The sequence below is a fragment of the Kiloniella laminariae genome (genome assembly GCF_027214005.1).
Lineage (GTDB): Bacteria > Pseudomonadota > Alphaproteobacteria > Kiloniellales > Kiloniellaceae > Kiloniella > Kiloniella laminariae_A.
Genome location: NZ_JAPWGY010000002.1, coordinates 84,113 through 109,820, shown reverse-complemented (window position 1 = coordinate 109,820; position 25,708 = coordinate 84,113). Strand labels below are relative to the sequence as shown.

The 25,708-nt window shown below is 49.7% G+C and carries 23 protein-coding genes; 3 read left to right on the top strand and 20 right to left on the bottom strand.

The window, feature by feature from the left end:
- Positions 1-114: 114 nt before the first annotated feature.
- The 3 genes from O4H49_RS05250 to O4H49_RS05240 all read right to left on the bottom strand — a co-directional run bounded on the left by O4H49_RS05250 (position 115) and on the right by O4H49_RS05240 (position 3,481).
- Complete coding sequence (locus O4H49_RS05250; protein ID WP_269422385.1) at positions 115-1,746, bottom strand: TRAP transporter large permease; 1,632 nt, start codon at positions 1,744-1,746, stop codon at positions 115-117.
- 1 nt (position 1,747) lies between these two features.
- Positions 1,748-2,290 carry a TRAP transporter small permease subunit gene (locus O4H49_RS05245; RefSeq protein WP_269422384.1) on the bottom strand — a complete coding sequence of 181 codons (543 nt, stop codon included), beginning with the start codon at positions 2,288-2,290 and terminating at the stop codon, positions 1,748-1,750.
- A gap of 96 nt (positions 2,291-2,386) precedes the next feature.
- A complete protein-coding gene (locus O4H49_RS05240) occupies positions 2,387-3,481 on the bottom strand; it encodes a TRAP transporter substrate-binding protein (protein ID WP_269422383.1) in 1,095 nt (364 codons plus the stop codon).
- 321 nt (positions 3,482-3,802) lie between these two features.
- Between O4H49_RS05240 and O4H49_RS05235 the strand changes: the two genes are divergently transcribed.
- A complete protein-coding gene (locus O4H49_RS05235) occupies positions 3,803-4,246 on the top strand; it encodes a PAS domain-containing protein (RefSeq protein WP_269422382.1) in 444 nt (147 codons plus the stop codon).
- Between the two features lie 69 nt (positions 4,247-4,315).
- Here O4H49_RS05235 and O4H49_RS05230 read toward each other — a convergent pair whose 3' ends face one another.
- From O4H49_RS05230 to O4H49_RS05175, 12 genes are all read right to left on the bottom strand, one after another.
- Entirely contained in the window at positions 4,316-5,494 is a 1,179-nt protein-coding gene (locus O4H49_RS05230; protein ID WP_269422381.1) for a serine hydrolase domain-containing protein, read from the bottom strand.
- A gap of 62 nt (positions 5,495-5,556) precedes the next feature.
- Positions 5,557-6,615 (bottom strand): extracellular solute-binding protein, encoded by a 1,059-nt coding sequence (locus tag O4H49_RS05225; protein WP_269422380.1) that lies wholly within the window; start codon positions 6,613-6,615, stop codon positions 5,557-5,559.
- A gap of 64 nt (positions 6,616-6,679) precedes the next feature.
- On the bottom strand, positions 6,680-7,486 hold the full coding sequence (locus tag O4H49_RS05220) for an ABC transporter permease (protein ID WP_269422379.1): 807 nt from the start codon (positions 7,484-7,486) through the stop codon (positions 6,680-6,682).
- Complete coding sequence (locus O4H49_RS05215; RefSeq protein WP_269422378.1) at positions 7,483-8,379, bottom strand: ABC transporter permease; 897 nt, start codon at positions 8,377-8,379, stop codon at positions 7,483-7,485. The genes O4H49_RS05220 and O4H49_RS05215 overlap by 4 nt, the downstream gene beginning before the upstream one ends.
- Before the next feature lie 3 nt (positions 8,380-8,382).
- Positions 8,383-9,480 (bottom strand): ABC transporter ATP-binding protein, encoded by a 1,098-nt coding sequence (locus O4H49_RS05210; RefSeq protein WP_269422377.1) that lies wholly within the window; start codon positions 9,478-9,480, stop codon positions 8,383-8,385.
- 453 nt (positions 9,481-9,933) lie between these two features.
- Positions 9,934-10,641 (bottom strand): arginyltransferase, encoded by a 708-nt coding sequence (locus tag O4H49_RS05205; RefSeq protein WP_269422376.1) that lies wholly within the window; start codon positions 10,639-10,641, stop codon positions 9,934-9,936.
- Positions 10,642-10,789: 148 nt separating this feature from the next.
- A complete protein-coding gene (locus O4H49_RS05200; RefSeq protein ID WP_269422375.1) occupies positions 10,790-11,569 on the bottom strand; it encodes a phosphatase PAP2 family protein in 780 nt (259 codons plus the stop codon).
- A gap of 198 nt (positions 11,570-11,767) precedes the next feature.
- The gene (locus tag O4H49_RS05195) at positions 11,768-12,265 is read right to left on the bottom strand and encodes an RDD family protein (protein WP_269422374.1); all 498 of its coding nucleotides are present in this window, start codon (positions 12,263-12,265) and stop codon (positions 11,768-11,770) included.
- A 79-nt stretch (positions 12,266-12,344) separates the two neighbouring features.
- A complete protein-coding gene (gene motB / locus O4H49_RS05190) occupies positions 12,345-13,313 on the bottom strand; it encodes a flagellar motor protein MotB (protein ID WP_269422373.1) in 969 nt (322 codons plus the stop codon).
- 67 nt (positions 13,314-13,380) lie between these two features.
- A complete protein-coding gene (gene motA, locus O4H49_RS05185) occupies positions 13,381-14,244 on the bottom strand; it encodes a flagellar motor stator protein MotA (protein WP_269422372.1) in 864 nt (287 codons plus the stop codon).
- Between the two features lie 172 nt (positions 14,245-14,416).
- Entirely contained in the window at positions 14,417-15,334 is a 918-nt protein-coding gene (locus O4H49_RS05180) for a DMT family transporter (protein ID WP_269422371.1), read from the bottom strand.
- 143 nt (positions 15,335-15,477) lie between these two features.
- Complete coding sequence (locus tag O4H49_RS05175; protein WP_269422370.1) at positions 15,478-16,119, bottom strand: LysE family translocator; 642 nt, start codon at positions 16,117-16,119, stop codon at positions 15,478-15,480.
- Positions 16,120-16,450: 331 nt separating this feature from the next.
- Between O4H49_RS05175 and O4H49_RS05170 the strand changes: the two genes are divergently transcribed.
- Entirely contained in the window at positions 16,451-16,930 is a 480-nt protein-coding gene (locus tag O4H49_RS05170) for a flavin reductase family protein (RefSeq protein ID WP_269422369.1), read from the top strand.
- 11 nt (positions 16,931-16,941) lie between these two features.
- On the opposite strand, the gene O4H49_RS05165 is transcribed toward O4H49_RS05170, so the two are convergent.
- The 4 genes from O4H49_RS05165 to O4H49_RS05150 form a co-directional block, all read right to left on the bottom strand.
- Entirely contained in the window at positions 16,942-17,520 is a 579-nt protein-coding gene (locus tag O4H49_RS05165; RefSeq protein ID WP_269422368.1) for a dimethylsulfonioproprionate lyase family protein, read from the bottom strand.
- A gap of 132 nt (positions 17,521-17,652) precedes the next feature.
- On the bottom strand, positions 17,653-18,825 hold the full coding sequence (locus O4H49_RS05160) for a trans-sulfuration enzyme family protein (RefSeq protein ID WP_269422367.1): 1,173 nt from the start codon (positions 18,823-18,825) through the stop codon (positions 17,653-17,655).
- 193 nt (positions 18,826-19,018) lie between these two features.
- Complete coding sequence (locus O4H49_RS05155) at positions 19,019-20,239, bottom strand: threonine ammonia-lyase (protein WP_269422366.1); 1,221 nt, start codon at positions 20,237-20,239, stop codon at positions 19,019-19,021.
- 40 nt (positions 20,240-20,279) lie between these two features.
- On the bottom strand, positions 20,280-22,670 hold the full coding sequence (locus tag O4H49_RS05150) for a penicillin acylase family protein (protein ID WP_269422365.1): 2,391 nt from the start codon (positions 22,668-22,670) through the stop codon (positions 20,280-20,282).
- A 134-nt stretch (positions 22,671-22,804) separates the two neighbouring features.
- Here O4H49_RS05150 and O4H49_RS05145 point away from each other — a divergent pair, with 134 nt between their 5' ends.
- Positions 22,805-23,740, top strand: a complete 936-nt coding sequence (locus O4H49_RS05145; RefSeq protein ID WP_269422364.1) for a cation diffusion facilitator family transporter — start codon at positions 22,805-22,807, stop codon at positions 23,738-23,740.
- Positions 23,741-23,755: 15 nt separating this feature from the next.
- On the opposite strand, the gene O4H49_RS05140 is transcribed toward O4H49_RS05145, so the two are convergent.
- On the bottom strand, positions 23,756-25,546 hold the full coding sequence (locus O4H49_RS05140) for a DUF4153 domain-containing protein (protein ID WP_269422363.1): 1,791 nt from the start codon (positions 25,544-25,546) through the stop codon (positions 23,756-23,758).
- Positions 25,547-25,708 lie beyond the last annotated feature (162 nt).

Below are 25,708 nucleotides of genomic sequence, written 5' to 3'. Positions count from 1 at the left end.
AATAACCCTGATGAATTAGGGTCTAAAGGCTCATCTGTTTTGTACCTTAAAAAAATAGCCGCCAGATGTGGTCATCTGGCGGCTACGAGCAGTCAAAATACTGGTTTGGAAAGTCTAGCTAAAGACCACCTTGGGCAACCAGGTTGCCAGTTCGGGGAAGATAGCAAGAATTAACAGAGCAATAATCTGGATAATTACAAACGGTATCACACCTTTGTAGATCTGCATGGTCGTAACTTCCTTGGGAGCTACACCGCGAAGATAGAACAGGGCAAAACCGAAAGGTGGTGTCAGGAACGATGTCTGGAGGTTCATTGCCATCATGACACCGAGCCAGACCGGACTGATATCACTCTGTAACAGGATTGGCGCGACAATCGGCACGACAACAAAAGTGATTTCGATAAAGTCGAGGAAGAAGCCAAGAACAAACATTACCAGCATGACAACGACCAGGGCACCATAAGTACCGCCAGGCATAGTGCTGAGGAACTCATGCACCATGTCATCACCACCCAGCCCTCGGAAGACGAGGGAGAAGACCGAAGCCCCAATAAGGATGACAAAAACCATAGAGGAGATTTCCATGGTGGAGCGCATGATCGGTTTGAGAATATTGGTTCTCCAGACACGACCAAGCGAGACCAAAATTCCCCAGAGCAAACCAGCACTGGCGAACAGGGCGATCACAATGGCGATCATATCGCCAGTTTCAATCTCGTTTTTGGTAAGGCGCAAGTCAAAGAAGCTGATCAGAACCAGCATCAAGAGCAGGCTGAGAGTCGCAATGATTGTTGGACGACGGTTACCAAAATCCATGAAATCAAAAGGTGATTTTTCCTGGGCACCTTCAAGAAGCCCCATTTCCTGGGTACGCATACCGGCGAGAAGCAGAGAGCCGATGGCACCGACTGCTGCGGCTTCTGTAGGGGTAGCAACCCCGGAAAGAATGGATCCGAGTACGGATACGATCAGAGCAACAGGGGGGACCAAGGCATGCAGGATTTTCTTGATAAAGTCGATTGTCTCGATTTGCCCTTCATCACGGGGGATGGGAGGAGAGCTCTTGGGATTGATGAACGCGACCAGCAGTTGATAGAGAATATACATACCAACCAGCATCAGTCCGGGGAGCAGGGCACCAGCAAAAAGATCACCCACCGATACAGGATCAGGTGACCAGTTGCCAATGGCCCGCTGGGCATCTGAATAGGCGTTTGAAATCTGGTCGCCGAGGATAACCAGAACAATTGACGGCGGAATGATCTGTCCCAAAGTTCCTGAGGCGCAGATTGATCCACAGGCAAGAGAGGGATTGTATCCTCGTCTGAGCATGGTTGGCAGAGACAGAAGACCCATTGTCACAACTGTTGCGCCAACGATGCCTGTCGAGGCAGCCAGCAAGGCACCAACAATGGTTACAGAAATTCCCAGACCGCCGCGTACTGTCCCAAACAACTGTCCCATGGTTTCGAGCAGTTCTTCTGCCACTTTTGATTTTTCGAGCATGACACCCATAAAAACAAAAAGCGGTACAGCGATCAGAATGTCATTGGTCATTGCATTGCCGAATATACGCGAAGGCAAGGCACCAAAGAAAGAAAGGTCAAACACCCCGAAGGAGTAACCGATGAGTGCAAAGGCGAGGGCGACCCCTGCGAGTGTAAAGGCAACCGGAAATCCTGCCATGAGAAACAGGCACGCGGCGGCAAACATAAGAAGATCAAGAGTTTCAGTTAATGCCATGTCAAATTCCCCCTGGGCCATCTTCTTTGGCTTTGTGTTCACAGCCACAAATAATGGCTAATGAATGAATTGCCATGGATATTCCTTGCAGTGCCATAAGGACGCAGAAGGCTATAATCGCACTCTTGAGAACATAGAGGTATGGAATGCCGCTGGTCTCTTTTGATGCTTCTCTGATTTCCCATGATTGCCATACATAGGGCCAAGAGTAAGTGAAAATCAGGATCAGGACCGGAAGCAGAAGGAAAATGGCGCCAAAGAAGTCAACCAGGGCCTGATTTCTTTCACTGGCATCGCCGTAAAAAATATCAACACGGACATGTCCGCCGTGTAACAGGGTATAGCCTGAGCCCAGCATAAAAAGGAGGCCATGCATGTAGATAATTGATTCCTGCATGAAAATGGAACCAATCCCGAAGACGTAACGCAGCAACACAACGATAAACTGAATGAGCACCATAAAGAGAGCCAGCCATGAAACCGTGCGGCCAATCTTGTCATTCAGGATATCGATAGCTCTTGCAAGGGAAAGAAACGAAGCCAAGGTAGCCTCCCTATCGAATTTTATTCTTTGTTGTTACCAAAAGAGGCCAGCATACGGCTGGCCTCTTGGGTGATTGTCATAATCGACAGACAGACATCAGATGTTGAGAGCCGTACCACGAGCAGTCGTGTAGTCGGTCTCGGAGAGTTTGGTCCAGCGGGACACCTTCTTACGGAAATCAATGTAACTGTCATAGATTTCTTTGGAGAGGTCGTCAGTCTGACCTACTTCAGCTACAACGAGTTCTGATTTTTCACCAAGAACGTTCATGATGTCCTGGGAGAAGGTCCGCAGCTGAACGTTATGCTTGTTCAGCAGTACATCCAGAGAGTCGCCGTTTTTGGCATTGTATTCTGCCAACATGACGTTGTTCTCAGCATAACAGGCAGCCTGTACCAGAGCCTGATCTGCTGGGGAGAAGCTTTCCCAGACGTCTTTGTTCATGCCACAGGCAAGACCGGAACCTGGCTCATGGAAACCTGGCTGGTAGTAGTATTTGGTCACTTTGTAGAAACCAAAGGCAAGATCGTTCCAGGGGCCAACCCATTCGGTCGCGTCAATCGCACCGGATTCAAGCGATGGGAAAATCTCGCCACCAGGGAGTGTAACCGCAGCTGCGCCTAGATGGCGCAGGACTTCGCCGCCAAGGCCTGGCATACGAATTTTGAGGCCTTTGAAATCTTCAACAGTATTGATTTCCTTGTTGAACCAACCGCCCATCTGAACGCCGGTGTTTCCGGCCATGAAGGATTTGACGTTGAACTGTGCGGAAAGCTTGTCCCAGAGTTCCTGGCCGCCGCCAAAAGTAACCCAGGCGTCCAGTTCGTTGGCAGTAAAACCAAAAGGAACAGCCGTAAAGAAGTTGAAAGCCTTGTGCTTGCCCTGCCAGTAGTATTCTGCACCGTGATACATGTCAGCTGTTCCGTTGGATACAGCATCGAAGGATTCAAGGGGGGGAACCAGCTCGCCCGCGGCATAGAGTTTGACGTTGAGACGACCGTCACTCATAGCCGTGATCCGGTCTGCAACACGCTGGGCGCCAGTACCGAGGCCCGGGAAGTTTTTCGGCCAGGTGGTGACCATTTTCAGGTCGCGTTTACCTTGGGCGATTGCCGGGGCGCTGAGTGTCGTAGCTGCTGCACCAGCAACCAGACCAGTAGCTGCGCCAGTAAGAAACTTTCTGCGATTCATAGAGGTATTCTCCCTGCTGAGGATGTATCCGGTTAAGATTATTTTTTTTGATTAAGAACGAAGAAGTGTCGCACAGAATAAGCAACTTCCTTAGCGAGTGCAATAAATCGCTTTGTTTATTAGGATGTTAAAATCGCACAGCGAAGGATATATTATTGCAAGTTAAATGAAAAACAATGAATTATGAGGTTTGTTGGAATTAATATAATGTGAAAAAAAGGTCAGTTTTCTTGACCAAAAGGTCGATTTTGGCCGTTATCCCCAATTGATCTGATAAAATGGAGAGAGATTCTCGAAGGTTTTGCTGAGAGGAAAGTTTGGATGAAACCTTTGATCGAGATCGGTATGACTCATTGGTATCATTTAAAGGGGCAGAGATCACTGCCTTTCCGGAATGATCTTGACCCGATCAATATAGCTAAACTATTGGGGCATTCCTGTCTGATTAGGGTCATTAATGATGGTGAAGATTTTGAGTACAAGATTATTGGGTCTGGCATCCAGGCGATTTCCCGCTCTGGTCAAACGGGGAAGAAAATTAGCGAAATCGAGAGTCAGAAAAAACCAAGCGATATTTATGATTTATTTTCGACCGTGGTCAGAGCGAAAATACCACAATTTAAAACGATAAAGTATATAGGCACAGATGTGCGGGTGCAGAGTGTCGAGGTTGCGGTTTTTCCTTTTACGAGCAAGGATGCAGGAGGAAACGTAACTGACTTGTGGAGCATTGTTGAAGCCAACAGCTATCGGCCAGAAGATTGACGAGATAGCCATTTTTTTCATATCTCTCGGAGCAATCACAACAAAACCCTTCTGCCTCGTCACGATTCCTCAGAGTATTTTGTTGATTTCTGCAAAGAATTCGAGGCACCTGGTATCAAGATCATCATTCTGGGGCAGGGCTTGAGAGGAAAGCTTGACGATAACAATTTCCTTTTCAGGAAGTACATAGAGCCACTGCCCATGAATGCCGACAGCAAAAAAAGCCTTGTCGGGACCGTCTAGTTGATACCACTGATTTCTGTAACGTCCTTTCGGGATAAAATCTGCAAAATTTCCCTGTTTCCAGGCTTTGGTGTCTCCCGAAGAAAGCATGTCATCAAGCCAGTGCAGGGAGACGACTGGCTGGCCGTTTACGTGGCCTCCTTGACGCAACATTTCACCAAGGCGTAACAGGTCTTCTGCATGAACAGAAATGCCACCGGCACCTCGTGGTGCGCCGAGGTGATCAAGGGTGATCATGGCATTGTGTTCTGCTTGTAACGGTTGCCAAAGTTTTTCGGACATAAGCTGATTATAAGGAACCCCGGCGACACGCTCGACCAACAAGCCAAGGAGATCAGAAGCAGGGGAAAGATAGTGAAAGGGACCACCATGCTGTTCCTGACCTTTTGGCAAGGAAAAGAGAAATGCGGCAAGTCCTTCTTCTTTTTGGCCGGCCGAACGTGGATTCCAGGCCGTAGCCCGACGATATCTGGCGTAATCCCCGTCCTGGTTAAGGTATTCTTCGGAGAACTGAATACTGACACGCATGTCGAGCAGGTGTTGGAGAGTGCAGTCAGCAAAACCACTGGATTTGGCCTCAGGGAGGTAATAGCTGACTGTTTTCTGTACATCCAGAGTTCCTAGATCTGCGAGCTGTCCAGCCAGAATGCCGGTGAAAGATTTTGAAATGGAAAAGATGATATGGGGTGCTTGATCACTGCTATGAGGCGCTTGCCAGCTCAGAACTCTTTTGCCCGCCTGATTAATCAGGCAAAAGTCCGTTTCGGATTGTGTCAGGAACTTTTCAACAGAGAGTGCCTGTTTCTGGATCGTGACGATCTGTTCCGCAAAATCGGAAGACCAGTCGTCAGGGGATGGAATGACCCCTGGATCTTTGGCGACGACGGCCGAAGGTACAATCTCGTTTGCGTGCTGGAAAGACCATGTGCTGTATGGTCTTTGCCGCCAGTTCTCCAGCGTTACAGTCGAGCGGGGAAATCCGAATTTTTGTGTGAATTCTGACATGGTTCTTTTAAATAGAGCAGCCAGAAACCTGACCGGGTTTCTGGCTGAAGGGTTGAAGAGGGTCAGGACTTCAGTTTGGTCCAGACTTTTTCACGCAGGTCTTTGGACTTTGGTGAACAGGCTTTGTATGCCCGGAGACGGTCACCATAGCTTTCAGGTGTATTGACGGCCGGGTCGGCTTTCAGTTCTTCTTTAAGAAACTCACCAGATCCCTTAACAGCGTTGGAATAGCCTGTATAGTTTGAGGCTTCGGCCGCTATATCGGGACGCATCATCCAGTTGATGAAGGCCTTGGCTTCGTCGATGTTTGGTGAATCTTTGGGAATGGCCATGTTGTCGACCCAGAAAGAGGTGCCTTCTTTGGGATAGACATAAACCACGTCGGGTTTCTTGGCTTTGACCCGGTGTGCTGCGCCATTCCACTGCATGTGAAGCGGAACTTCACCGGCAATCATTCGGTCAATAGTGCCCTCGCTGGAATAGAGTTTGACGTCAGGTTTCTGGGCCAAAAGCAAATCCAGGATTTGCTGTGCCTCGGCAGGATCTTCTGTACACTTGTCGATCCCTTTATAGTAGGCCGCTGAATTCCAGACATCTATCATTTCATTGAGCATGGCGATCTTGCCTTTAAGCTCGGCTCTTGGTTCGAAAACCTCTTTCCAGCTCTCTTCCAGGCTATTTCCGGGGACGCTGGCGGGGTCATAGGTGAAACCTGTGGTGCCCCACATATAGGGAGCAGAGTATTCGCGGTTTTCATCTCCGGCAATGGTCTGGAACGGGGCAAGGAGATTGTTGAAGTTCTCCATTTTATTGATCCCGGCATTTGCCAGCATCCCCTTTTCAACCATGACACCCAATGTAGATGCTCCGGGGAAAATAACATCGTAGCCACCACCTCCGGCCTGCAGTTTTGCTAGAAGATCATCTTCAGAGGCATAGCTGTCGATGGTTACTTTTGTGCCGGTTTCTTTTTCGTATAGTTCCAGAAGCGAGGGGGGGAAATAGTTGGACCAGTTGTACAGGTGAAGTTCACCAGCCGCCAGGGCGGAACCGGAAAAAGATGCGGTGAAGAGTCCAACGGACAGGGCCAGGTGAGAGACTTTTACGTACTTCTTACTCATAATATTCTCCATGAATTAGGGCTGTGTCTAAGTCTGGACAGGTACAGTACTCGTGCTCGGCCTGTCACTTTCGCGATTGGTCTCGTCCAAGAAAAAGAGAAAGCGAAACCAAAGAAATCGATAATAGAAGCATGAGAGACGAGATCGCATTGACCTCTGGTGTGACTCCGGTTTTTACCAAGCTGAAGATGTAGATCGGCAGAGTGGTTGAGCCGGCCCCTCCCAAAAAGAAAGTCGTTACAAAATCATCGAGGGAAATGATGAAGGCCAGAACCATTCCTGAGAGGATGCCCGGCAGGAGCAGAGGAAGGGTTACCTTGAAAAAGGCTTTAACCGGACTGGCATAGAGGTCGGTTGCCGCCTCTACCAGTCTTGGATCCATGCCTTCCAGCCGGGCACGAATAGGGAGATAGGCAAAGGGAATACAAAATGCGATATGGGCAATAATTACTGTTCCCAGCCCAAGTGTGATTCCGAGGCTGGCAAAAAACATCAAGGTTGCGACAGCCGGTACAATTTCGGGCACGGTTATCGGGAGGGCAACCAGACCGCTGAAAATGGTCTTGCCCTTGAAGTTGTCAACCGACATGCGCACAGCTGCCAGAGTTGCAATAACAGTCGCCGTAGTCGAGGCAACTGTGGCAATCAATAATGAATTGCCTGCTGCATTGATAATATCACGGTTCTGAAAAGCCATTTTGTACCAGTCAAAAGAAAAACTGGTCCAGACTGTCACGGTCCGGTTTTCATTAAATGACAAAGCGATCAGAATTACGATCGGCAGGTAGACATAGGCAAAAAAGAAGACCGTCGCGAGCAGCAGGCCAGGCCAATGGCGGGCGTTTCCAACGTGCTTGATTTTGTTGCTCATTTTGTATCTCCCCCGGTTTTTTTAAGTTTGAGTGCATAAAATGTCAGGGAGATCATAACCAATGCGAGAAGCAGGATACCCAGCGCTGCTCCAAATGGCCAGTTGCGGGCTGCCCCGAATTGCAAGCCAATCAGATTGCCAATCATCAGGGTTTTTCCACCCCCCAGAAGCTCGGGTGTAACGTAAGCTCCCAGAGAAGGAACAAATACCAGAATACAGCCGGCGACTATGCCAGGAATAGCCAGGGGAATAATGATGCGTCGCAGCGTCATAAAGCGGGTTGCATAGAGATCAAAGGCGGATTCAACCAGTCGGAGATCCATTTTTTCCAGACTTGCGTAGATTGGAAGAACCATAAAAGGCAAAAAGGAATAGGTCAGGCCAATTGCTACAGCGAGCTGGGTGTGGAGCAGGGGCAGGGGCTCGGAAATAATACCGAGCCAACTCAGTGTTCCATTGATTGCCCCATGATCCCGGAGCAGAAGTATCCAGGCATAGTTGCGTACGAGAAGGTTGGTCCAAAAAGGTAAGGTGACCATAAAGACCAGGATCGCTTTCCATTTCGGCGTGCGGGTTGCCATAAAGAGGGCAGTAGGAAAGCCGACGAGCAGCGAAATGACGGTGGTCAGGAGCGACAGCCATACTGAACGTAATACGATCATGATGTAGTTGAGATTGACGGAAAGGCTATCGTCGAGTTCGCGTTCAAAGATCATCCGGAGATAGGCTTCTCCGGAAAGTTCACCCCAGATGACCCCGCCGGAATAATCTCGTCCCTGAATGGAAATCCATGCCATAAGCAACAGCGGGATTACAACAAAGATGCCAATTACCGCCGCTGCCGGGCCGATCAGAAGCGCCCGTATTTTTATTGGAGATAAACGCCCGGCCATCACTCAGTCCTCCAGAACAGCTACGGAGTCTGGCTTGGCTGACCAGCTGATGATATCGCCTGATTTCCATTCGGGGCCGGTTTTGTCGGTGTTCTGACGTCTGGCTCGCAAGGATTGACCGTCAGGCAGGGTAAAGTGGTAGAGCGTATCAGTGCCATGGTAGACGACATTGATAAGTTTGCCCGAGAGTTGTTCTTTATCGGGGCCAGCAAGCAATATCCGCTCAGGCCGAATGGCAAGAGCCAGTTTAGTACCTGGCGTGACCTGGCTCTTTGCTTCTGTTTTTAGGCCGCTCATTTCACCCAGTTGAAGATCAAGTCCTTCCGGGTTCGTTTTTCCTGCTGTTGCTTGCAGAAGATTTATTTCACCGATAAAACCCGCGACAAAGCGGTGCTGCGGGTGCTCATAAATATCGCGAGGCGGCCCGACCTGGAGAATGTGCCCGCCTTGCATCACTGCAATCCGGTCAGACATGGTCAGGGCTTCTTCCTGATCATGTGTCACAAAGATAAAGGTAATCCCGGTTTCAAGTTGCAGCCGTTTCAGCTCGATCTGCATGTCCTTGCGCAGCTGTAGGTCAAGGGCAGAGAGCGGTTCGTCAAGCAGGAGTACTTTGGGTTTGGGGGCGAGTGCCCTGGCGAGTGCTACGCGTTGTTGTTGCCCGCCCGATATCTGGGTAATACGACGATCAGCCAGGGATTTCATCTGGACCAGATCAAGCATTTCATCGACAGTTGAATTGATTTCCTGTCGAGGGCGACCCAGCATTTCCAATCCGAAAGCGATATTTTGAGCGATCGTCATGTGAGGGAAGAGGGCGTAATTCTGGAAAACTGTATTAACAGGGCGCTTAAAGGGAGGCAGTTGTTCAAGATTCTCGCCGTGTAAAAGAATTTGTCCCTGGCTGGGCTGCTCAAATCCGGCAATCAGGCGAAGCAAGGTCGTCTTGCCGCAACCGGAAGGTCCCAACAAGGTAAAGAATTCATTGGATCCAATGTCGAGAGAAACGTTATCCAGCGCAACAAAAGCACCGCTTCCGTCGTCAAATATTTTGCTCACTTCTCGAACGGAAACCGCAATACTGTCGGTATTGTTTCTCATAGCGCCGCCCCCAGGCTGTGCAATATTTAGTAATTATTTCCCATTTTGTTCAATGTTTTCATTGATGTGTTATGGGTGATTATTGTGTGGAATTTTATTGTAGGATGTATTTTGTTTTCAAAATGGTAGCTCAGATTGAAAATTTTGCAAGGGAGTGTAAAAAATATTTCCCATTTGGTAGAAAAAACACCCTTACAAAAGAGGGGCGTTATCTATTTGTAATCGTTCAATTTATTTAGAATTTTTTGAAGAATAATTTTTATTTTCACTGGATTCGCTGTTTTTACACTTTGATTCTTGCTCACAAGGTACTTTTTATAGAGGCGAGGTGAGTGAAACGGGCGCCCTTATCTACAGATTTATCGCAGGAAAATTTCTGAGATTCTTCAATCCGAAAAAGACGATGGTTCAGTCGGTGGTTCAGCAGAGGACACAGGTAAGTTTAATTCGAGATTATATATCCCGCCATTCCCCGGTCTGGAAGGCCTCCAGGGGCTGAAACTTGGCTTTATAGGCCATTTTGGGTGACTCTTTTATCCAGTACCCCAGATAAACAAAAGGCAACTTCTGCTGACGCGCCAAATCGACAAGAGACAAGATAATATAACTGCCGAGCCCCAAATCAGGTTCGGTGGTTTTGAAAAAGCTGTAAACCGCAGAAACGCCATTGTGAACCCAATCAACTAGGCAGGCGGCCAATAATTCATCATCCTTTGTGCGATACTCGATTATTTCTGTATCTACGAGGCTGCATTCGACCATATCCCTGTAATCGGTCCAGTCCATATCTTTCATGTCTCCATCGCCATGGCGATGGGTTACGTAGCCCTTGAATAGTTTGAACTGTTCTTCGGTTGCGAAAGCCTGGGTTCGGGACGACCTGATGTCCGAATTTCGATTCCAGATCCGCCGCTGCGATTTACGCATCTTGAAATCTGGAACACGAATTCTGACAGACAGGCAGTAATCCGGTCGTTCGTAATGTGGGCGATAAAGGAAGTTATGACTGCGACGAAATCCAGCCCGAATCATAAGGTCGTATTGCTGTACGGCCTGGTCTCCGGTGATTTCGGTGACAAGCTTTTGTTCTAATTCACCTTCCTTATAGGGACAAGGAGAGGGGGGCGTAGTGAAAAAAAGCTGGGGCCTGGTAAATACCATAGATCATCAGTCTTCTTGTTTGCCAGGAGGGGGGTATAGACTCGGATCGCTTTTGTTTCAGGAGCAAGGAAGTCTAGAGGCTCTGCCAAGGCTGTTCAAGAAGAGGAGCCCTGTTGCGCCAAGGTCTCCTCTGTTGATTTTTTTGAGATCAGCTGATTTTTTGAACCAGTTTGACAAAAGGTCGGGTTAGCCCTGTTGGAAGATTCAAAAGCAAGACATCGGCCAGGGTATCGAGAAAATTCTGTGCCCAGCGGATGGCAGGTGTCGCAAAGGCAAGAGCCAAGAGGGGAAGGATATGAATCGCGCCCCCGACAAGCAGATCTGAAAGCCAGTGAGCCCCTGCAACAGCACGGGCTGTACCACCCATTAGGGCGATGGGCAGAGCAAGCCAGAAATATTTGCGCCCAATGGCAATTGCAAAGAAAAATCCGTAAATTCCTGCGACGACAGCATGATTTCCGGGGAAACTATCATCAGCACTGACCTTGGATGGTAACCAGGGAACAAGCTGTGTCAGGTCATTGAAAGGCGTTAGAACCAAAGAAGGACTGAGAGATTCGTACTCTCGAAAAGCGTGTTTGGCAAAATAGACACCAACAACGATAGCCACACCCATGACAAGCATATGCGCCAAACGTAAATTCAGCGGACGACTGCGGTCACAGGTGACATACCACAGACAGGGAATAGCCATCACGAGACCGTTGAGCTTGTCAGAAAGTGGTGTGTTGGTTGCAGCCCAGATAATCTGCCAGGTCTCACCCCAGCTTAAGCTGCCATTCACAATATAGAAAAAATCGGTACTGATCGCGCGCCAGAGTTCGCTGGTCGGGCCCCAGATATAAGAAAGGCCAATTAGAGTTGCGAGGCCAAAAGACAAAACCAGGTTTCTGGGTTGCCAGCGTGTTCCGATCAGATCGCGTTGCATGATGAGTTTTCTTTGAAATTGGGCGTTAATGATTACCGTCAGTTTTTAACGGGTATCCCCGAAAATGACCAGACGAAAAACTTGGATACTCAATTAAGCGTCGCATGAGGCAGAATTATGACTGTCGGGATTTTCTATTCTGAAACAGGTGAAATAATGAGAGAAAAAAGCCTTCGGTTATATTCTCATTGTAATATATTAAAGCGTAGTTTCGAGAACGGAGTGTTCTCGAACGACGACTGTTCCCGTCAGGATGTCGTGCAGGGTTCGTTGCTCGTCATTAAAAAGAATAACCAGCAAGACCAGAAAGCTGGTAACCGGAACCGTCACATAGAAAATCACCGTCGTTATCGCTGCATGCAGGAGGGACGGTTTTCTGCCTTCGAGCGTTACCATCTTGATGCCCATTATCTTCATGCCGGGGGTGGCCCCTTTTTGGGACAGAAAATAGCTGTGGTAGGCCAGGGGAAGCAATGCAAGGGCTGTCGCAACCAGAGGTGAGAGCAGCCAAAGGGAAATAATGTTGATAATCATGCCTGCAAAAAATGCGGCCAATCCCAAAACAGCAAGAAAGCAGAAGTCGATAAGATAAGCGAGCGCGCGCTTCAGAGGAACGCCTTCTACATCACTTGGGCGAACTGTGAGGGTGATTTGCCTTGCAGAGGCTTTCAGACTGAGTGACGGAAGATCTTTCATAAGGCTGACATAGGTATCACAAAAAGGATATGCAAGATCCTGGGATAATTTTTTGCGGCAGGCGATCGGCCGCGAAACTTTAATTCGGTGAGGCAGACAGGTTATCTACTTCAAGCGTTCGGCCTGAATCTTTAGGTTTTTTGGGCGGGGCCTCTTGCTGGTCCTTTAACAGGATAATTGAGATCCTGCGGTTAACCTCAGCATTTGGATGCGCTGGATCGAGGGGTTCTGTTGCTGCGAGCCCTTCGACAGAGGCGACACGTTCAGCCTTGAAACCTGCGTTGATCAGGGCTCGTCGGCTGGCATTGGCACGATCTGCCGAGAGCTCCCAGTTGGTATAGCCATTGGCTGTATTGTATGGTGTTGCATCGGTATGCCCCTTGATGGCGATCTGCTGATCAATACCCTGGATAGCATCAGCAACAAGTTTGAGCAGCTTCTCCGTATGGCCCAGCATGTTTGAACTGCCGCTTGGGAACATGGATGTCCCGTGTTGATCCACCAACTGAATGCGTAGACCTTCGGGAGTCTGGTCTATAAGGAGGTTGTCCTCAAGGCCGGAAAGCTCGGGATTTTGGGCAATGGCTGTTTTAAGGGCAATGGCTGTTTCTTCAAACTGTTTACGTTCCTGCTCCCGCCTGAACTCCTCAAGCTGTTTTTCATCAGCGCTGCCCTCTCCCTTTAGGGGATCCTTTTCGGCTTCCGGGTCGGTTTGCTCGCTCTCTTCTTCCGGAGGAAGTTGCATCTGAACTCCGACACTGGAGAACTGGGAAACCAGAGCGCCGTCTTTGGAAATCGATTGTCCTCCCAAGAGCCCGTCTGAGCCGCTGGTGGATTTGGAGATATTCGAAGAGGGGGCAAAATAGTCGGCAATACCCAACTTCTGTTCTTCAGTTGTCGCGTTGAGCAGCCACAACAGCAGAAAAAAAGCCATCATTGCGGTCACGAAATCGGCATAGGCCACCTTCCAGGCCCCGCCATGGTGTCCACCATGGCCGCCCTTCTTGACCTTTTTGATAATGATTTCGCCTTGTCCTTCTTCGGCCATCCTGTCTTTCCGGCTTTATTTGATTGGTAAAGAGTATTGTTGAGAAGTTAGACGGAAATAAGATGGTTTAACCCGGTTGTGGCAAACCGTTAGCTGCTTCTTCTACCTCATAGAAGCTGGGGCGCACATGGGACATCAAGGTCTTTCTGGCATATTCCACAGATACCGTCGGTGCATTGCCTGCCATGTGGGCAAGAATACCGGCTTTAAGGCATTCGTAATAGCGGGTATCTTCTTCGGCAACTCGGGTAAATGCGGATGCCATTGGAGCAACAAAGCCATAGGATGCGAGAATCCCGGAAAACGTACCCACTAGGGCCGCGCCAATCAGCTTCCCAAGAATTTCAGGAGGTTCACTGATCGATCCCATCGTGTGAATCACCCCAAGAACGGCGGCGACGATCCCGAGGGCTGGCAGCCCATCCCCCAATCCAGCGAGGGCGCTGGCAACGTTGGCTTCTTCCAAATGATGAACCTCGAGCTCCTGGTCCATCAGGCTTTCGATTTCATGGGGTTTATCGGCCCCAAGGCTCATCAGCCGGAGGTAATCACAGACAAAATCCACGGCATGATGATCACCATGAAATTTGGGGAACTGGGCAAAGAGCGTGGATTCACCAGGGTTTTCGACATGCTGTTCAAGAGCAAGCATTCCCTTGGTCTTTGCCAGTTTGAAAATCTGGTATTGCAGGCACAACAGCTCAAGAAAATCAGCCTTGGTGTAGGCAGGTCCCTTGACCATGCGGCCAAAAGCACCGCCGATCGCTTTCAAGGTCGCTTTGGTGTTGGCACAAATTGTTGCACCGATCCCGGCACCGAGAATAATAACAAACTCGAAGGGTTGCCACAGCACGCCAAGGTGTCCACCGCCAGCCATATAACCGCCTATCACACAAGCGATAACGATGACGATACCTAAAATAACTGTCATGACCGAAGATCTATTCCTGTTGAACTATTCTAATGCTGCATCATCAGTGAATAAGGTTAACAAGTGGTAATTATCTGTAAAAACAGGGGAAAAAAAGCTAGTTCAGTTTGGTGTAGATTTTTCCCGTCTTTACTTTCTGGTTATCCCTTTATTCCGGGTGGATGGCAGGATTTTATGAGAAGCGGATTTTCCGGCGCAGAAGTTGCGGGAGGATTTCGACCATCAGAATCGCACTGAGGATAAGGGCACATCCGACGGCTTCTGTACTACCAATACGCTCTTGTAGAAAGAGGGCGCCAGCAAGAGCCGCGAAGACAGTTTCCATGCTGAGAATAAGTGCAGCATCCGCGGGCTGGGTATAACTTTGGCCAACGACCTGGAGGGTGAAAGCCAGGCCGACAGATACGGCTCCGGCATAGGCTATTGACCAGAAAGTATCGAGCAGTGCTGCTACAGATACGGTTTCGGTCAGCATCCCGCCGAGTGCTGCGATAACAGCACAAACGGCGAACTGTACAGCCGCCAATGTGAGGGGCATGCTGGTTCTGGATGCAACAAGTCCGACCGAGAGGACATGCAGCCCCCAGAAGACAGAAGAGCTGACTACCAGGGCATCGCCATAACCCAGGGTGAAGCTTGAGTCCATGCCGCTGATCAGAAAGGTTCCACTAAGGGAGCAGGCAATAGCAACCCAGGTTATCCAGTGTGGGCGGGTACGAAAGAAAATCAGACCAAGAAGAGGAACCAGAGGAACATAGAGTGCGGTCAGAAAACCTGCATTTGTCACTGTGGTATGGATAATGCCAATTTGCTGGACCACTGTTCCGATGCAAAGAACAACGCCGATCCCGATCATCATGATCCAGTCAGATGGGGCAAGATGATAATACGAAGTATCGGCAGAAGCAGATCTGCGTTTTTTTTGTTCACGTACAGCAAGAGGCAGCACCACGAGCATGCCCAGAAAGAAACGGGCTGCGGTGAAGGTCATCGGCCCCAGCGTTTCCATGGCAAGTTGCTGGATTACAAATGTCGAGCCCCAGATCGCTGCTGCGATCAGCATCAGAAAGTTTGCCTGTAACCGTGTCATATGATGCCCTGGGTCGATTAATTAAGCTGGGAAAGATTCATCTTGCCCCAGCCTGATAATCTATTTGATCGTAAAGGAACAGTCAGATTTTTACTGATTGACCCGTTCTGGTGATTCTGTGGAGATTTTTCAGCAGATCTTTTTCAAAGCTTTGAGGACAAAAGCCTGAGGCCGGCGAAAGCAAAAAATGAGCCGAGAACGAATTGAATTCCCCGCCGCGTTTTACTGTATAGCCGCACCATTGTGGGTGTAGAAAAAGCTATGGCATAGAGAAGGTGGATAGTAATAGACAGCAAAGATGTTCCGGCAATGATTGTGAGGGCGACCCAGAGAGGGGCATCTTGGCTGAGCCCGAGAGAAATAATGGCGATCCAGGAGAGGGCCGCTTTGGGATTGGTCATCTGTACGGTTAACCCTCGCAGAAAGTATCCGGTTGGACTGCGCTTTTCTCCCGCTAAAGCGGTTGCTGAAATATCATGTTTAGAGCTGGAGGCTCTAAAAGCCTTATACGCCAGCCATAATAAATATAGTCCTCCGCCAATTTTTATAACGGTCAAGGCCACGGCATAGCTGGACAACAAGGCTGACAAGCCAGCAGTGGTTAATACTGCCCAGAAAAACGATCCGGTCGCGACACCCAGAGCCAGCGCAATTCCTGATTTACGCCCAACCTCCATGGACGTGCCAATGACAGCAAGAACGTTGGGACCCGGGCTTGCAATCCCGAGTAGGAAGGCAGAATAAGCCAGAAAAATTCCGGGTAGATATAATGAAATACTGTCCAATTTGCTGTACCTTTTCAAATGCCCGGATTGAATAACCGGAGCTCGATTAACAAGTATGACAGCTTTCAAAGAAAAATGCTTCGCTATGGAACGAACAATGAGGGGAGCTGGTTCTGTAAAGGTTCTTAGCCATATATCCGGGAGAAGCACAGGGTTTGGAAAGCGGGAAAAATGCGAGGTTTGGAGGTACTCTTAGGAATTACTTGTTGTTGGATTGTTATATTTGTCGTGCAAAAGAAAGATTGGGTTGTTTTCTGCCCCGGTTTCTTTGTAGGGTGCGGTTAAAATAGGCTGGAAAATAAATAAATTCGCTTGGGGCAGTAGTGTTGTAATGGCTTTTGATACGGTTGAGTTTCGCAAAGCGTTAGGAAATTTTGCCACCGGGGTTACTGTTGTGACGACCCGGGACAAAGCAGGTATACCCCATGGGTTAACCGCGAACTCGTTCTCTTCCGTTTCCCTGGACCCCCCATTGGTGCTTTTTTGTATCGACAAACGTTCCAATTGTCTTCCCGCTTTTGAAGAGGGGGATGCCTTTGCGATCAATGTTCTGTCAGATAAGCAACAGGATATTTCAAACCGTTTTGCTTTTGCTGAAGAACGCTGGGATGGTGTGAAAACAACGACCTTGCAAACCGGGGTGCCAATCCTCGCGGGCTGTCTGGCCAACCTGGACTGTTCCATGCATGCCCGCTTTGATGCAGGGGATCATATTATTGTTGTGGGTAAGGTCGAACAGCTGTTGTTGGGCACAGAAGGTAACCCGCTGCTCTATTTCAAAGGCAAGTACCGCGGCGTTGAAATAGAATAAAACCGACAGCATTACAACGGCTTGACGCTGTAGCTTTCCCAGTCAATCTGTCCCTGCCAGGCCCAGAGAGCCAGGATAGGTTCTGACCCCGTGCGGGTTGAATGGATTTGTCTGCTGCTATGAAAGAATGATGCCCCTGCTGGGCGAGGTCTAAAGTGTTCTTGCCCTCTTTGCCATTCTGCTTCGCCGGAAATAATACAATAGAGTTCCTCTGCATTATGCTGATGCGGGGGATAGTTCTCCCAGGGGGCTTGCCAGAAGATTCCCAGGCGAAAATCTTTCGCTGATTGAACACCATCGGGCCCGACCAGCTCAACCCAGCCGTATTTTTCTTGTTCTGGATCGTCTGTTCTGTAGCGCAGTGTCCAGGGTAAAAAAGGCAGGAGGGGCTGTAAGCTCTGACCAAAAGCATTGTCCAAAAGAGGTTGTGGGGGCGAGAAACTTTGTTCTGTTTTGGGAATGACGGTTTCGAAGGCAGGAAGTCGGTCAATTTTTTGAGCGATCTCTGGCCCCATTGGAGCCGGCGAACTTTTACAGACAGTCGCACAGTTCTGCAGTAGCCCGGCCCAGTTGACTTTGGAAAATATCACCACAGAAGCCTCGCGTCCAAGCCCTATTGATAGAGGAAGACTAGCAACTCTTTCCTGATATCGGTGGTTTCAAAAACGACCTGATCCAATCAATTTGTGACGGAAGATAAATAAGGACTGACAGATTTTCGACTAGTCCAGTGCCTGCTGCAGATCTTTGATTAGGTCGTCGGCCTCTTCAATCCCGACGGACAGACGGATCAGATTGTCGGTGATGCCGATCTGGGCACGATGTTCAGCAGGAACGGCTGCATGGGTCATGCTTGCGGGATGTTCAATCAGGCTTTCAACCCCACCAAGGCTGACCGCCAAAGCAAAAATCTCCACACGTTCGAGGACTCGTTTTGCTTCATTCAAGCCTCCTTTGACTTTGAAAGTGATAATGCCGCCGCCAGCCTTCATCTGCTGTTGGCAGAGTTGATACTGGGGATGGGAAGGCAGGCCGGGGTAGAGTGTTGTTTCAATTTTGCTGTGCTGTTCAAGGTAACTTGCGATTTTCAGGGCGTTGTCGCAATGACGCTCCATTCTCAAGGCAAGTGTTTTCAAGCCTCTCAGCGCCAGAAAAGCATCAAATGGTCCCTGAATGGCACCAAGGGCGTTTTGCAGATATTTGACCCGCTCGCCGAGCTCCCTGTTGTTGCCAACAACAAGGATACCCCCGATCATATCCGAGTGACCATTGAGGTACTTGGTCGCCGAGTGCATCACCATATCAATACCAAGCTCCAGAGGACGCTGAACCCATGGGGAAGAAAAGGTGTTGTCGCAGCAGGTAAGAATATTCCTGCTTCTTGCAATCGCGGCGATGGCCTCAAGGTCTACCAGTTGCAACAGGGGATTGGTTGGGGTTTCCAGCCAGATCAATCTGGTTTCTGGACGGATGGCCGCCTTCAAAGCCTCAAGATCTGACAGATCGACAAAATCGAATTTCAACCCGGCAGAACGGGGACGGACATCCCGAAAAAGACGGTGGGTGCCGCCATAGAGATCCTGCATGGCAATGACATGGTCGCCACTATCAAGCAGGTCGAGAACCGTGCTGATTGCGGCGAGGCCTGAAGCAAAGGCCAGGCCGATTGAACCGCTTTCAAGATCAGCAATGCAGCGTTCATAAGCCTGTCGTGTCGGATTTTCAGTGCGGCTGTACATATAGCCCTTGTTTACCCCAAGGCCGTCCTGAACATAGGTCGAGGTTGCATAGATCGGTTGCATGATTGCGCCCGTACTCGGATCAGGGTATTGCCCGGCATGAATGGTTCTGGTGGCAAAGGCCAGACGGTTTGAATTGGACGGCTTCTCATTCATGTCAATGGTTTCCCTGTATTCTCGGGGGTATATATCTGGGGTATATTTTCGGAATTTCTTTTGGGGAAGTATGAGCAAGTCGGACAGTTGTTGCCAGTGGTATTTCAAAACCTCTGATTAATTGGTTTCCAGATAACAACCTGATAACGCAGGAAAACATTAAGCATTCCTCACGTTATCAGGTTTTCAGAAACTAGTCTGTGGAACGACTGGAGAGAATGCGGGTTTTGATGCCTTCCTCTTCCAGCTTCGTGATGATCTCATCGACATGTGCCTGATCCCGGGTCTCGACAATGAAGTCGATCTCTACCATCTTGGCAGGCACATCGTAATAATGGCGCTGATGCATCACATCAATAATGTTGCCTCGTGTCAGGCCGATGATACGGGATATCTTGGCCAGCAGTCCGGGCTGATCAACCATCTCGGTGCGAATGCGCACCAGACGGTTGTCGCGCATCAGGCCACGCATTAACAATCCGGACAGCATTCGGGCATCAATGTTGCCGCCACAGATAACCGTGGCGATTTTCATTCCCTTGAATTTGTCTGCATTGGCAATGATAGCCGCAACGCCAGTTGCGCCAGCACCTTCGGAAACAACTTTCTGTTCTTCCACCAGTGTCAGGATGGCGGTCTCGATCTGGCTTTCGTCGACCAGGAAAATTTCCTCGACCCGCTGGTCAATGATCTCACGGGTGAGTTTGCCCGGTTCCTTGACGGCGATGCCGTCGGCCATGGTTGACCCGCCCGAGGTTGCGGGCTGATGTTTCAGCGCCTGGGACATGGAGGGGAAAAGATTTGCTTCTACACCATAAAGTTTGATCCCGGGCTTGAGTGCCTGACTGGCAATGGAGATCCCGGAGAGAATCCCGCCGCCGCCAATGGGAACAACAATGGCATCGAGGTCCGGCTGATCTTCCAGCATTTCCAGTCCGATGGTGCCCTGACCGGCAATAACATACTCGTCGTCATAGGGATGGATGAAGATCGTTCCGTCGCGGGCAACAATTTCGTCCACAACCTTGCGCGAATCATCCAGGGTTTCTCCGGAAAGAATAACCTTGGCTCCCAGAGCACGGGTTCGTTCAATTTTGCTGAAAGGCGCTGTTTCGGGCATGACAATTGTGGCCGGGATACCCAGGCGCTTTGCATGGAGGGCAACGCCTTGGGCATGGTTGCCGGCTGACATGGCAATCACGCCTTTTTTACGTTGTTCCGGCGTGAGGTTTTTGATGCGGTAAAGTGCACCACGGTCCTTGAAAGAACCGCTATACTGCTGGCTCTCCAGTTTGAGATAAAGCTCGCAGCCCAGAATGTCAGAAAGGCGTTTGGCATGTACAAAAGGTGTCCTGACCACTTCCCCGTGGATTTCGCCCGCTGCCTTGCGGATCTCGTCAATTGTTACTGTCACCCTATCAATCCCGTTTCTTAATTGGTGTTATTGTTATTCCTCATTTTTCCGGGATCAGGGCCAGATGGTCTCCGGTATGTTGTTTTTGACTGCCATCAAGCTTTACATAAATCCCGTCTCGCCAACGCGACAGGAAGTTACCGTAAAAGCCTGATAGAGGATTCCCTGACTGCCCGGTAGCTAACAGGAAGCTTGAATTATCAAGGTTGGTCAAGTCATAAACTGCCCGAAAAGAAGGCCCGTGAACGTTGGGAAATGACAGGTTTTGGCTCTCGTGCAAGGAAGGACTTCCTCGGTTGACAGTGTCGTGGGACCCTGCCGTTGCAATCTCAAGACGAAAGAGACGGTCCAAGACGGGAATTCTGTCGTATATGGGATGTTTGAAGTGAACTTTATGGCTTTCCCCCCAATTCTGAACCAGATCCGGATCGGGAATTTCGAGGGCAAGTTGTTTCAGACTGGCAGCCAACTGATTCCGGCAGTTATGCTCACTGGTCAGTTCGGTGGAAAGTTTTTCTCCATATTGGCACCAGTTTTCAGGACGGGTCTGGATCAAGCGGGCCAAACGAAGAATGTCCGGGGATTGGAAAGACTCGGAGTCACTGGGGAGCTGGCCAAAGGCTGTACGGTTCAACCAGTAGATCCAGCGATGAAATAATACTGGCTCGTTGATATCCGGCCTCATATCCCCGTTCCACAGTCCCAGTTTTTCAAGAATTCTCTGTTCCTGTGGCGCCGTCGTCTCAATCTCCAGCAACAGGGGCAGCAGTTCCTGGGCGGCGAGCGAGAGGGTATCCATCTGAATGGCGATATTATCTTCAAGGGAGAGCTTCTCCTTGGCATCGATCAACTGATGAATGCGTCTGGCACGATATGAATTTGGCCAGTCCTGCGTGATCAGATAAGGATATTCCGGGCCAACCAGACGGTTATTGGCGGTCACCAGTTTTCCATTCGCGGGATTGACTGACTGGGGCCTGTCTTTATCGGGAATAAAGCCTGTCCAGTCGTAAAGGTCTGTGGCACCGAAAGCGGGATATCTGCCATCACCATCCCGGCGCAAAGGGACGCGCCCCGCAGCGGCCAGGGCAATATTTCCTGAGGTATCTGCCATCACGAGTGTTTGTTGGGGGGAGTGGAAGTTTTCAAGGGCAGCTTCAAATTCCTGCCAGTTGTGCGCACGGTTGATGTTAAAGAGAGCTTCGGCCGTCTTGTCGTCTTCACGCAGGGCCGCCCAGGAGAGGGCAAGGGGAGCTGAACCGGTCGCAGTGGTTTGGCGGAGGACGGGTGAGATGATTGGGCCGTGTCTGCTCAGGCGAACAGCCAGTTTATGATCCGGCTGATCTTTGATCCTGATGGTCTCGATGCGACTATCGAACAGCTTGTATCCTTTGGGAGTGAGGTATTTTTCAGGATCATCCTGGGCAACCTGTTCAATAAACAGGTCCTGTGTGTCGCCGTGGGTTGTCGTAAAGCCCCAGGCAATATGTCCATTGTGCCCTAGGACCATCAGGGGGACGCCGGGGGCTGTTGCGCCGGCCCAGGTGAAGCCGGGTGTTTCAATACGGGCGAGATACCAGGGACCAGGGGCATCAAGCGCAAGATGAGGGTCGTTTGCCAGGATTGCTCCCCCTGTGGTGCTGCGCTCGGCAGCGATAACCCAGGCATTGGAGGCATCTTTGGGGGCAAGGGGCCAAGGGAGAGGGATTTCCCCACCCGCGACCTTGTTCAGTTCCTGCATCTCCTGGTTTTCCGAAAATTTCTCGGGAACGATGATGCCAGGATCTGCCGGATCTTGTGGCCATAGCTGGTCAATCTCGGAAGATGGCAGCTTGACAAACAGCCGCTGGCGCAAGAGTTCCCGGTTGAAATTATCGGATAGCTGCAGAGCCATAAGCCGTCCCCAGACGAGGGAGTCAATAGGTTGCCAGGGCTCTGGTGTGTACTCGAGAAGTAAAAATTCCGGGGGGAGTATGCCTTGGTGTTGAGCGATGTAGGCATTAACGCCCTCGCTGTAGGCTTCAAAAATCATCTTTGTTGCCGGAGAAAGCTGCTGATAATTTGCTTCTGCCAGTCTGTAGAGACCAAGAGTGCGCATAAAACGATCAATCTCAAGCGTTGCCTGACCACTGACTTCCGACAAACGACCCGCGCCAGCACGGCGCATGAAATCCATCTGCCACAAACGGTCCTGGGCATGGGCAAAGCCAAGCGCTCTGAAAGCATCGGCTTCATTTCTTGCCCTGATTGTGGTCAAACCATCCTGATCGCGCGAAATTATGGCCGGTTCTTGCAGACTCTGAAGGGTGATCTCGCCTGACATCTGGGGCAGAGAACTGCGCAACCAGAGATAGGCTCCAAGTGACAAGAGCAGCAACAGGCAGATGAGAGCGAGAACTGCGCGGCTGAAAAATCTGAAAAAACGGATCATGAAAACTCGACAGACTGTTGACGGGTGCAAGAAGAGGATTGAACCTTCCCGGATGTTGCCTATTATGTCGCTTCTTTTGAAAAAGAACAGCAGCAGAATAAGTTGCGTTCCTCACCGCTAACGGGAGAACAGGTATGGCAGGTCATTCGTCACGGGTTGTAATTTTTGCTGCTTTGGCAGGAAACTTCCTTATTGCCATTACCAAGGCAGGGGCTGCAGCCTATACCGGAAGCTCGGCCATGTTCTCCGAAGCAATCCACTCTGCGGTCGATACAGGGAACCAGGGTCTGCTGCTTTACGGTTTGCATCGATCCAAGCGATCTCCTGATGCACGGCATCCCTATGGGTATGGTCGTGAGCTGTATTTCTGGGCTTTTGTTGTAGCCTTGCTGATTTTTGCAGTGGGGTCTGGGGTGTCGATTTATGAAGGCATTCATAAAATCTTTAATCCCGAACCGATTGAAAACCCCATGGTCAACTTTATCGTTCTGGGGGCGGCTATGGTGTTCGAGGGAGCGGCCTGGATTATTGCCTTTCGCGAATTCAGAACCAGTGTGAAAGACGGCAAATATTTTGCAGCTGTTTCTGCGAGTAAAGATCCGTCAATTTTTGCGGTACTGCTGGAAGATTCAGCGGCAATGCTTGGTTTGATCGTTGCAACGCTTGGTCTTGCTCTGGGACTGTGGCTGGACATACCAGAACTGGATGGTGTGGCTTCTGTCGCCATCGGAATCCTGTTGGCTGCGATTGCCTGGGTGTTGGCCTATGAAACCAAGGGATTACTGGTCGGTGAAGGTGCTGATCCCGAAGTAGAGGTGGCTATTCGCCGGATCATAGCGCAGCAAAGCCATGTATTGAAAACCAACGAGATACTGTCGCTGCAGAACGGACCGATGGATATTCTGGTTACTCTCTCGCTGGACTTCAAAGACGGGGTTTCTTCCGAGAACGTTGAAGATACGATTTCGCGGATGGAAAAGCAGATCCGGACAGCCCGTCCGGATGTGCGCAAGGTCTTTATTGAAGCCCAGAGCTGGCGAGCCCATAACCGGGCTGCCAACGCTGGTTAAGTTTTCCAGCCTCGATTATTCCTGCAGTATATAGGGAAACTCGACCTGGAATAGTTGATCACCGATGGTCAGGTTCTGGATTGTGGGTGCTGTCAGACGAAAATCCCCACGTTCCAAGGCAGATTGATACTCTTTGGATGATCCATTGTTGTATCCTGCTGTCAGCTGCGGGCCTGCTTTCCAGCTGCCGTCAGGCTGGAGCATGAGTGAATAGGCAGTGTTGTATTGTGAAATAAGCAGAAACTCTTTTTGGCTGTCTTGGTTGAGATCCAGATTAACAAGGAGACAGCGTGCCTCGGGTTGTTGTTCCTGATAACAGGAAGACAAAACCCATTGATAGTTCTCAACCAAAGCTTTGTTTACATCGCCGGGAACTTCAATAGTTGACGGGTAAAGTACAAGATAATCAGTGAAATTCCCCAGCGACAAATAGTCTGGCGCATCCCGGTCAGCCGAGGCTTGGTAATAGCTCTGTTTCTTGACCTGCTCAATGCGGCTGGCGATCAAAGGATCAGCCATAAGTACGGGGTTGTTCTCGATGTCCTTTAATGCTTTTTGTCCGGCGGTGCCGAGCCTGAAGCGGAGATAGGAAAAATCAAAGTCAGCTGGTTTGATCCGCCCATCTTCCAACCGGGAAATCTGGTCTTTGAGCGAGAGCCTGTAGGGTTCAAATGGCGGCAGGTGTATGAGAACTGCAAATACAAGAACAAGAAGGGCAATAACAGGATTGGCCTTGATTATACGGTCGGTCCAGTTTTTCCATAGGGTTAAAACAGCCACGGCATAACTGATGGCATAGATCAGGCCGATAACGGCAAGTACAGCCATGTAAAAACGTTCAGGTGTCCAGCCATATTGCTCTACACGCAGCCAGACAGCATAAAGTGCGAGCAACGCAAAGGCAGGAAGAGTAACGTTTACAGCCATGATGAGCCATTGCACAGGTCCAGGAAAACCCTGGTTATCCTCTCCGGATTGAATCACGGCATTTTCAAAAAGAATAAAGAGGAAGAGCAGGGTGAGCAGCAACTGGGTAGCATGCCCTGTGGCCCAGAGCTTTTCCGGTCCCATAACAGCCAGCGTAAGGATGAAAAGAAGTGCGACCAGTCCAAGAAGTGGGGCAAGAAAACGGAACAGAGTCAGAACAATCTGTAACAGGGATTGAATGATTCTGGGCCGTTCACGTGCAAGCGAAACTCCCAGACCAAATGTCAGGCCGCTGAAAATATAGGCAAAAGGTTCACTGGTGAACAAATCACTGAAAAAATCGATGCTGATAAGCTCAAACAGTTCTCCGCAGAGCCCAAGGATTGCCCAGGCTGTGCCAAGAAACAATCCGGCAAAAAGCAGAAGGAGTTTGTTGGACCAGGCATTCTCAAACAGTGATTTGTAACGGGGAAACAATATTTCCTTTGATTTTGCACAACCGTTTTGACGTGCTGTCTGATAGTAGACAGCCGGGATCGCAAAAAGAACCATCATGCTCAATACCAGCGCCATTTGATAACTTGCCGGTATTGCATCATCTTTCCAAAGGAAACTGCCGGATAAGGAGAGGGCTACAGCCACCATACTGATGGAGAGACAAAAAATCGTATCGCCTTTCCAGCTGTTTCGTTCGAGGCAAAGGAAACACAATCCGGTCCCAAGGAGTAAAAAATAACTGCTTGCATAGGTCACAGAGCCGCTGATCAGGCCTGCGCCATAGTTTGCCAGGAGAAAAAGCAGGGTGGCACTACAGGTGCCTAAGCAGCTGAAGGTTATACGATACCAAAGAGATGCTTGGGGGAGTTCCGTGTCGGACATGAAAATGGCTCTGAATGATATTATGTCGGATTATAATTCCGGCGAGTCTGGTGGAAGATTGGGGCTGTAATAAGTTTATGAGCAGATATTTTTCTGACGAGATTTTTTGAACAAAAAATCTGCCAGACTGCGACAAATGATGCCGCAGATAACTTTGCAGGA